This window comes from Stappia sp. MMSF_3263 (genome assembly GCF_030733745.1).
Lineage (GTDB): Bacteria > Pseudomonadota > Alphaproteobacteria > Rhizobiales > Stappiaceae > Stappia.
Map to the genome: position 1 here is coordinate 258894 of NZ_JASHIK010000005.1, position 8548 is coordinate 267441.

The following is an 8548-nucleotide window of genomic DNA, read 5'->3' on the forward strand; positions in this document are numbered from 1 at the left end:
GCGCCGTTTTTGTTTGAGGCCTTGCCGGCCAGCGTCAGTTCCCGATCAGCGGGGCGATCTTGTCGCCGGCGCGCAGGAAGCGGGCCGGGTTGAGCGGGCGGTCGTCGATGCGGATTTCGTAATGAAGGTGCGGACCCGTGGAGCGGCCCGTCGTGCCGACACGTCCCACCACATCGCGGGTCGTGACCTTCTGTCCCTTTGAGACCGAAATGCGGCTCATATGGGCGAACCGGGTGGTGACACCGCTGGGGTGCAGAATCTCCACGGATTTCCCGTAACCGCCGTTGCGACCGGCAAAGACGACGGTTCCCGGTCCGGGAGCGAGGATGCTGGTGCCGCTGACGGCCTTGAAATCCATGCCCGTATGCATGGCCATGCGGCCGAGGAACGGGTCGAGCCGCGGTCCGAAGGACGAGGAGACCGGGGCGCCGCTGACCGGGCGGGCCATGGGAATGCCGCGTGCGGCATCCTTGACGCTGGCAAGCGTCGCCAGGGCCTGTTCGGCGCGTTCCAGGCGGGCGTCGAAATCGGCGGTCTCAAGCGCGACGAACGGACCACCCTGGCCGCTGGCGGCGGCCTTGCCAATCCCGGCGAGCCGTAGCCCGAGTTCGTCGGCGGCGTCGGTGATGACGGCGACGTCGCGCTCCGCCGTCACGGCGATAACGTCGAGGGCGAGATGCGCTTCCTTGTCCATGCGCTCCAGCGAGGCATTGACGTCATCGATCAACTCGGCGCGCTTGTCCGGGGCCTGTTCGGCGGCCTGCCCCGGGAGCGGGGCGATGTTCTTGAGCGGAACGCCGGGAGAGCCGGCGCCCTGGCGTGCGGCCGCCTCGGCCGCCGGGCTGCTCTCGCCTTGCGATCCGCGCAGGCTGAGCACGGGAGATATCTCGATGGGCTCGGGCGTGCCGCCGATGCCGGTCGGCGCGGTGGCCGAGCCGAGTGCGATCTGCGGCAGGGCGATGTCGGGCTTCGCCGGCGGCACCGGCCCGCCAAGGGCAACGCGGATGCCGCTTTGGGCCGCGCGGGCGAGGAGGTTCGCAACCCGCGCCTGGCGGGTATCGAGATCCCGCTGGCGTACGACCACGTCCTCGAGCTGTTCGTCGATGCTGCGGCGTTCCAGAACGCGGCGGCTCGTCAGCTGGTCGATGCGGGAGCGCAGCGAGGCAATGCGGTCCTCGTAGGAGAGTTGCATCTGGGCCTGGCGTTCGGCCGATGACTGGATGATGTCGTCGCGCAGGACAAGATAGGCGGTCGCGCCGATATAGCCGACGGCCAGCATCGTTCCGAGCGCGGTTCCGAGCCCGGCTATCCAGGGAGAGATCGTGAAACTGCGCACGTTGTCGCCGCGGGCGATGATGACCCGATGCGGCTCCTTGCGTTTGCCGAATACCCTGTGGGCGTTGCCAGCGTGTCCTGTCATTACTCTCCGGACCCGTTCCCGACGACACCGCGCTTGCACGCTGCGCCAATGATCACGGTCCGATTGGACGCTATTAAGGTTAACAAATGCTAAGGAGCTGCAGGATTTTGCGCCGCCGTCACCCGATCAGGCGCGCCAGCGGCCGGTAGAATCCGGGCGTCAGTCCCGCTTCCGCGCGGGCGCGATCGTTGAAGGGCGGCTTCAATCCGCCGCGGAAATGGCGGCGCACGAGATCCTGGAAACGGCGCTCGGGATCGGTGCGGTCCCGGTCGCAGAGAAAACGGAACCATTTTGCCCCGAAGGCGACATGGCGCTTCTCGTCGCGATAGATGATCTCGAGTATGGCCGCGCTCGCCTCGTCGCCACGGGCGCGCGCCTTTTCGATCATCGGCGGCGTGATGTCGAGGCCGCGGGCCTCCAGAACGAGGGGAATGATGGCAAGCCGGCCGCCCAGATCGTCGCCGGTGCTTTCCGCCGCTTCCCACAGGCCGTGATGGGCGGGCAGGGCGCCATAGAACGAGCCGAGATCGTCAAGCCGCTTGCGCAGCAGGGAGAAATGCTTGGCTTCCTCCAGTCCGACACGCACCCAGTCGTCGAAGAACGAGCGCGGCAAGGCACGGTCGGCGAAACGGCCGACCATGTCCCAGGTCAGGTCGACGGCGTTCAGCTCGATATGGGCAAGGGAATGCAGCATCGCGATCCGGCCGGCCACGCCGCCGATCGCCCGTTTCGGCATGTCGCGCGGGGGCAGCAGCACGGGCCGGTCCGGGCGCCCGGGCTGGTCCGGCATCGGCTCGGCGCCGGTGCGCCGTCGCAGGGACAGCGTACGGGAAAACCAGGCGCGCGCCGTTGCATGGGCAACGTTCACCTTCTCGTCGAGGCAGGTGGCGGCGACGACGCGCCGCGCGCCGCAGGCAAGCGAGCGCGGCTGGTAGGCGGCGGCGTCCGCCCTGGCCGGAGAAACGCGCATGTGATGTCCGCCGCCTTTCCCTGATACGGCCTAGCCGTTGGCTCTCACAGCCTCGAGAACCGCCTCGGCATGGCCTGGAACCTTCACCTTGCGCCACGTTTCGGCGATCTTTCCAGACGCGTCAATGAGGAAGGTCGAGCGCTCCACGCCCATGTACTTGCGGCCGTACATGGATTTCTCCACCCACACGCCATAGGCCTCGGCAACGGCCGTGTCAGGGTCCGCCCCAAGGGTGACGGTCAGGGCGTGCTTGGCCTTGAACTTGTCGTGTTTTGTCGTCCCGTCGGGAGAGATGCCGATCACCACGGCTCCCGCGCCGTGGAACTCCGGCTGAAGGGCGGAAAAGTCTATGGCCTCCTTGGTGCAGCCGGGCGTATCGTCCTTGGGATAGAAATAAAGAACGACCTTCTTTCCGCGCAGGTCCGACAGGCGCACCGTGCCGCCGCCATCGGTCGCGAGTTCGAAATCGGGGGCCATGTCTCCGTTTGCGACTTCGCTCATGTCTTGCCTTCCTTTTGTCACTTCGACGGTGAAGAATCACCGCTTTCCTGTCAGATGCAGATACGGGCGCCCGAAGGGCACGGATCCCTCACTCGACATATTATGATGTGTGCGATTCGCCGATGCGATCAGCGCCATGCCCAGAGGACCAGGACACTGTTTAGACGACTGATCCATCGCGACAAACCGTTGCGGGACGTTTTGCGTCATCGCCGTCGGCGCTGGCCGATGGTTCTTGTCGTCATCGGTGCCGTTGTCCTGGCGATGTTCGGCGGGCTGCTTGTCACGCTTTATCACGGGCCGATCTCGCTTCCTTACCTGGCGCGCGCAATCGAGGACCGCGCCTCTACCGGCGATGCCAGGCTGACGGTCGGAGCCGCGACGATCGATCTGTCGGAAGGCCTGCCGCTGCGTATCGAGCTGGAAAACGTGGCGATGGACATTGGCGGAGGCACGCCGGTGTCCCTCAGCGTGCCACGCATCTCGGCGCCCGTAGACTTGTCGGCGGCCTTGCTCGGCAAGCTGCAGCTGGCCGAGATCGTGCTGGATCAGGCGCGACTGAAAGTGTCGACGCTGAGCGAATCCACGTCGCCGACCGAGATCCCGGACATGTCGGTCCTGGTCGAGGCGGCGGACCGCACCGCCGGGGCGGCATTGCACCAGCTTGCGGCGCGCGGGGTCGCCCGTATCGAGCTGCTCGCCGCCGAGATCGTTGCGGAAGGCGAGGAGACCTATCGCATCCGTGGCATCGATGCGGTCCTGACCCGGAGCGGGCAGGACGATCTCAATGTTTCCGCCGAGGTGGCAGGGCGGCTTGGCCAATGGCGCGCGGAGGTCAGCCGCGTCACGGACCCGACATCCAGGGAACGGCTCATGCGCGTCGACCTGCACGACGTGTCGCCCGGCGAGTTCATGCCGCTCGAGATGGCGATGGGCGCGGGGCGGGGCCTCGGTGTTCCGGTTCGGGCCCGGCTGGACGCGACGCTCGACGAGCGTGGGACGTTCAAGGAGACGCGTGTCGGGTTCATCGTGTCTCCGGGCTGGGTGAATACCGGCCGTTCGATCGTCAGCTTCGACAAGATCGACGTGCAGGCGCTGTGGGAGGCGGGTTCCCCCGGTTTCAAGATCGCACCGTCGAGCTATATCCGTGGCAACACCTATTTCCCTTTCGAGGGCGTGGTCGAGCCGCCGCGCGAATGGCAGGACCTGTGGTCCTATCGCATTGTGTCGCGCAATGCGGAAATCGGGCCGAGCGACGTTCCGGGTCCGCCCTTCGCCATGGAGGCCTTCGTCCTCGAGGGACGGGCCGACCCGGCGGCGCGCGAGATGCATTTCGACAAGATCCTGCTGCGCTCGGGCTCGGCCAATCTCGATGGCGCGGGTTCCGTACGCATCGGAGATGACGGCCCCTACCTGGCGCTGGCGATCGAAAGCGGCCCGATGGCGGTCGCGACGCTCAAGAGGTTGTGGCCGGTCACCATGATCCCGCCGGCGCGCGCCTGGATCATCGAGCATCTGGTCGATGGCCGGGTGAACAGCGGACGGGCGACGGTCGCGTTGCAGCCGCCGGCTTTCGATGTTTCGGATCCCGAGCCGGGCTGGTCGGGCAACGACGTCAATGTCGATATCAGCTTTTCCGACATGAGCTTGAAGACCGTGGGCACGGTGCCGGTCGCGCAATCGCTGTCGGGCCGTGTGCGGGTCGCCGACGAGGTCCTGACGGTGACGTCCGAAAACGGGATCATGGTGGCCCGTGCCGGCGAGCAGATCTCCTTGCCGGAGATCACTTTTTCGGTCCCTGACATCCGCAAGAGCGGCGACAAGACCGGCGTTCTGGAACTGACCGCGAGCGGTCCGGCGCCCTCGCTCGCGACGCTGCTGGACGCCGAGCCCTTCACCGTGCTGTCGCGCAACGACCTTGCTCCGGACGATGTCGCGGGAACCGGCGAGATGACGCTCAACGCGCGCTTCGCACTGGTGAAGGACGTGCGGGTCGACAATGTCGACTGGAGCCTGACCGGCGCCTTGCGCGGGTTCTCCAATTCCAAGCCGATCCGTGGCCACAAGCTGGGGGCGGGAAACCTGAGTTTCGATGTCGATGCGCGCAGCATCGCGCTGAAGGGCAAGGCACGACTGGACGGACTGCCGGCAAATCTCGACATCGTCGTGCCGTTCGGCGAGGGAGGCGAGGACGCGGTGGCCGCACGCCAGGGTGTCACCCTGGAAGTGACGGCAAGGCAGTTGGCCGACCGCGGCATCGACCTCAGGCAATTCGTCAACGGGCCGCTGCGCCTGTCGAGCGAGGAGACAGCCACCGGCCAGACCTACGACATCGACCTGACGCGGGCCCGCATCGACCTGGCCGAAGTCGGCTGGACGAAGAGCCCGGACGTTGCCGCCCGTGCCCGCTTCACGATGACCGAGAACAGCGGGCGGCGGGAAATCCGCGGCTTCACCCTGACCTCCGAAGGGGTGGAGATCACGGGCTCGATCAACCTGACCAAGTCCGGAGATCTCGACAGCGCGCAATTCTCGCGCTTCGCACTCAGGGCCAGTGACGAGGCGAGCATGCGGGTGTCCCGGGAGGGGCAGCAGATCGTCGTCGATTTCCGCGCCAAGCGGTTCGACGGGCGCGGCCTGATCTCCAGCCTGACGCGGGAGCGCGCCAACGGCGAGGGCGCGGGCAAGACCGCACTGCGGCTGACCGCCGACATCGAGCAACTCACCGGCTTCAACGGGGTCAACCTCGCAGGGGTCAAGTTGAACCTTTCCTCCGTCGGAGGGGAGACGCGCAGCCTGTCGGTGAGCGGCACATCCAGCGGACGCGCGGCGTTCAAGCTCGATCTGGCCGGAAAGGGCAGCGAGAGGATGCTGAGCGGCACGATACAGGACACAGGCGCCCTGCTGCGCTTTGCCAATCTCTACGAGCGGATGCGTGGAGGTGTGGGTTTCCTTTCCGTTTCAATGCCTTCGGCGAAAAACTGGACAGGAAGATTCAAGATCAAGCGGTTGGCGATTACTGAGGATCCGGCGATCCGCGCACTGGCCCGCAGTCGCGCCGTGACGGAAACCGGCGATCGGCGCCGGCAACAGCTGCTGGCCGGTGCGGAGCGCAGCGGCGAGGCCTCGTTCAGCGCACTTGACCTCGAGTTCCGCCGCAGCGGGGATATCCTGACGATCACCGACGGGACGCTTGCCGGGGCAACCATCGGCGGCACGGTGTCCGGCAATGTCGACCTGGCGACCCGCACGCTGGACATGACGGGAACCTTCGTGCCGATCTTCGCGCTCAACAACCTCTTCGCGAAGATCCCGATCCTCGGTTTCGCGCTTGGCGGGGGCTCCGACGAGGGGCTGATCGGGGTCACCTACAAGCTGACCGGGGCGATCGGCGACCCGGTTCTGAGCGTGAATCCGGCCTCGGCCATGGCACCGGGCATCTTCCGCAAGATCTTCGAGTATCGGTAAGACCGGGCGCGCGGCGTCCTGCGGATGGACCCTGTGGAAGAGACAACGCAAAGAGGGGCGGCCAATCGACCGCCCCTCGTGCTCTTTCAACCGGTCGCGCGCGCGCCTGTTCAGGCGGTTTTCAACAGCACGTGCTTCTTCTTGCCGAGCGAGAGCTTGATCACTCCGTCCTCGACGAGGTCGGCGGTGCCCAGAACGCGCTTCTCGTCCTGCACCACGACATCGTTGACCCGAAGGCCGCCGCCCTTGACCTGGCGCCGCGCCTCGCCGTTGGAGGCACAGAGCCCGGCCGTGACGAAGGCGGCAAGCAGGCCGAGGCCCGCTTCCAACTCGCCCGCCGGCACGTTGACGGTCGGCAGGCCTTGCGCCAGCGCCCCTTCCTCGAAGGCGCGCCGGGCGGTCTCGGCCGCGTCCTCGGCGGCCTTGCGGCCATGCAGGATGGCGGTGACCTCGGTGGCGAGCACCTTCTTCGCCTCGTTGATCTCCGATCCGCCAAGGGCTGAAAGGCGGGCGACCTCGTCAAGGGGCAGCGTGGTGAAGAGCTTGAGGAAGCGCTCTACGTCGGCATCCTCGGTGTTGCGCCAGTACTGCCAGAAGTCATAGACCGACAGCAGGTCGGCATCGAGCCAGACCGCGCCCGAGGCGGTCTTGCCCATCTTGGCGCCCGAGGCGGTGGTCAGCAACGGCGAGGTCAGGGCGTAGAGCTGCGGCGTGTCCATGCGATGGCCGAGATCGATGCCGTTGATGATGTTGCCCCACTGGTCGGAGCCACCCATCTGGAGGCGGCAGTCGTAGCGCCGCGCCAGCTCGACGAAGTCGTAGGCCTGCAGGATCATGTAGTTGAATTCGAGGAAGGACAGCGACTGCTCGCGGTCGAGGCGCGTCTTGACGCTGTCGAAGGACAGCATGCGGTTGACCGAGAAGTGGCGGCCGACATCGCGCAGGAATTCGAGATAGTTGAGCGGGCGCAGCCACTCGGCGTTGTTGATCATCAGGCCGCCGCCGAGCGGGCCCTTGTCATAGTCGATGTAGTTGGCGAAGGAGCGCTTGATCGAGGCGATGTTGTCCTCGATCATCTCGACGGTCATCAGCTTGCGGGCCTCCTCCTTGAAGGAGGGATCACCAACCATGCCGGTGCCGCCGCCCATCAACGAGATCGGCCGGTGGCCGGTCGCCTGGAACCAGTGCAGCATCATGATCTGCATCAGATGGCCGACATGCAGGCTGGACGCCGTCGGATCGTAGCCGATATAGGCGGTGACCGTCTCTGTCCGCAGGAGATCGTCGAGACCGGTCTCATCCGACATCTGGTGGATGAAACCGCGCTCGCTAAGGGTCCTCAGGAAATCCGACTTGAATCCGGTCATCTTGCCAATCTGCATCTTGTTGTGACGTGAAACGCCCGCAAGGGCCCGCACGTCTTAGCCGAACTGGCCGTCGAGATCACGGGGAAATCCGCCGGATGCGGCCGTCATGGGGAAACCGGGAGAGTGCTTGCGGAGCCACGCAAAAAAAACGGCCGGGAAAACCGGCCGCTGACAAGTTTTGCGGGTCGAGGTCGGCGAGGGTATCGCGCCGACGCCGGATGTCTCTTATCAAGGCCGGATGACGCGGCGGTGACAGGGGTGGGGAGAGGGCCGTTTCGTTCCGGCGGGACGACATGGCATCGCCTGTCCTTGCCGATACGGCCACCCGGGACCCGCTGGCTGTGTCGTTCGCAGCCCGGGGCAGATGGCGGCCTGCGATCAACCCTATCCGCTGCAAGACGGGTCGCGACAAGACAGGACGTTTCCGCACCATGAACCTGATTGCTCACGTTGAAATTCCTGTCTCGGATCTCGAGCGGGCCATGTGCTTTTACGGCGCGGTGTTTTCCGTCGCGTTTGGCGAGATTGTCACCATTCACGAGAACCGGATGGCATTCTTCCCGTTCCAGGCAGGCGAGGACGGTGCGAGTGGAGCGCTCGCCGAAGGGCCGGTTTATGTGCCGAGCCTTGAAGGAGCGATCCCATACCTGAATGTTGACGACATCGACGCGGCCCTGGCGAGAGCCGTCGAGGCCGGCGGGAAAGTGCTCTTTGCCAAGACGCCGATCGGCACGGGCGGATTTGTCGCCGAGATCGGCGACAGTGAAGGCAACCGCATCGCGGTGCAGGCCATCTGAGGCCGGTCGTTTGCGCCGGAAGGCC

The 8548-nt window shown here is 65.9% G+C and carries 6 protein-coding genes; 2 read left to right on the forward strand and 4 right to left on the reverse strand.

What is annotated here, in order from left to right; translation table 11 throughout:
• Positions 1-34: 34 nt before the first annotated feature.
• The 3 genes from RBB46_RS08565 to bcp all read right to left on the reverse strand — a co-directional run bounded on the left by RBB46_RS08565 (position 35) and on the right by bcp (position 2891).
• A complete protein-coding gene (locus RBB46_RS08565; protein ID WP_306028555.1) occupies positions 35-1420 on the reverse strand; it encodes a M23 family metallopeptidase in 1386 nt (461 codons plus the stop codon).
• A gap of 118 nt (positions 1421-1538) precedes the next feature.
• Positions 1539-2390, reverse strand: a complete 852-nt coding sequence (locus RBB46_RS08570) for a ferritin-like domain-containing protein (RefSeq protein WP_306028557.1) — start codon at positions 2388-2390, stop codon at positions 1539-1541.
• A gap of 30 nt (positions 2391-2420) precedes the next feature.
• Entirely contained in the window at positions 2421-2891 is a 471-nt protein-coding gene (gene bcp, locus RBB46_RS08575) for a thioredoxin-dependent thiol peroxidase (protein WP_306028559.1), read from the reverse strand.
• 228 nt (positions 2892-3119) lie between these two features.
• Here bcp and RBB46_RS08580 point away from each other — a divergent pair, with 228 nt between their 5' ends.
• Positions 3120-6359, forward strand: a complete 3240-nt coding sequence (locus RBB46_RS08580) for an AsmA-like C-terminal domain-containing protein (protein ID WP_306028561.1) — start codon at positions 3120-3122, stop codon at positions 6357-6359.
• Positions 6360-6469: 110 nt separating this feature from the next.
• Here RBB46_RS08580 and tyrS read toward each other — a convergent pair whose 3' ends face one another.
• Entirely contained in the window at positions 6470-7726 is a 1257-nt protein-coding gene (gene tyrS / locus RBB46_RS08585; RefSeq protein WP_306028563.1) for a tyrosine--tRNA ligase, read from the reverse strand.
• A 293-nt stretch (positions 7727-8019) separates the two neighbouring features.
• Between tyrS and RBB46_RS08590 the strand changes: the two genes are divergently transcribed.
• The gene (locus tag RBB46_RS08590; protein WP_306028566.1) at positions 8020-8523 is read left to right on the forward strand and encodes a VOC family protein; all 504 of its coding nucleotides are present in this window, start codon (positions 8020-8022) and stop codon (positions 8521-8523) included.
• Positions 8524-8548: the final 25 nt, after the last annotated feature.

What these genes read in the sequence shown, in the direction of transcription:
- RBB46_RS08565 (WP_306028555.1), bottom strand. Translation starts at nt 1,420, where the DNA reads ATGACAGGACACGCTGGCAACGCCCACAGGGTATTCGGCAAACGCAAG.
- RBB46_RS08570 (WP_306028557.1), bottom strand. Translation starts at nt 2,390, where the DNA reads ATGCGCGTTTCTCCGGCCAGGGCGGACGCCGCCGCCTACCAGCCGCGC.
- bcp (WP_306028559.1), bottom strand. Translation starts at nt 2,891, where the DNA reads ATGAGCGAAGTCGCAAACGGAGACATGGCCCCCGATTTCGAACTCGCG.
- RBB46_RS08580 (WP_306028561.1), top strand. Translation starts at nt 3,120, where the DNA reads ATGGTTCTTGTCGTCATCGGTGCCGTTGTCCTGGCGATGTTCGGCGGG.
- tyrS (WP_306028563.1), bottom strand. Translation starts at nt 7,726, where the DNA reads ATGACCGGATTCAAGTCGGATTTCCTGAGGACCCTTAGCGAGCGCGGT.
- RBB46_RS08590 (WP_306028566.1), top strand. Translation starts at nt 8,020, where the DNA reads ATGGCATCGCCTGTCCTTGCCGATACGGCCACCCGGGACCCGCTGGCT.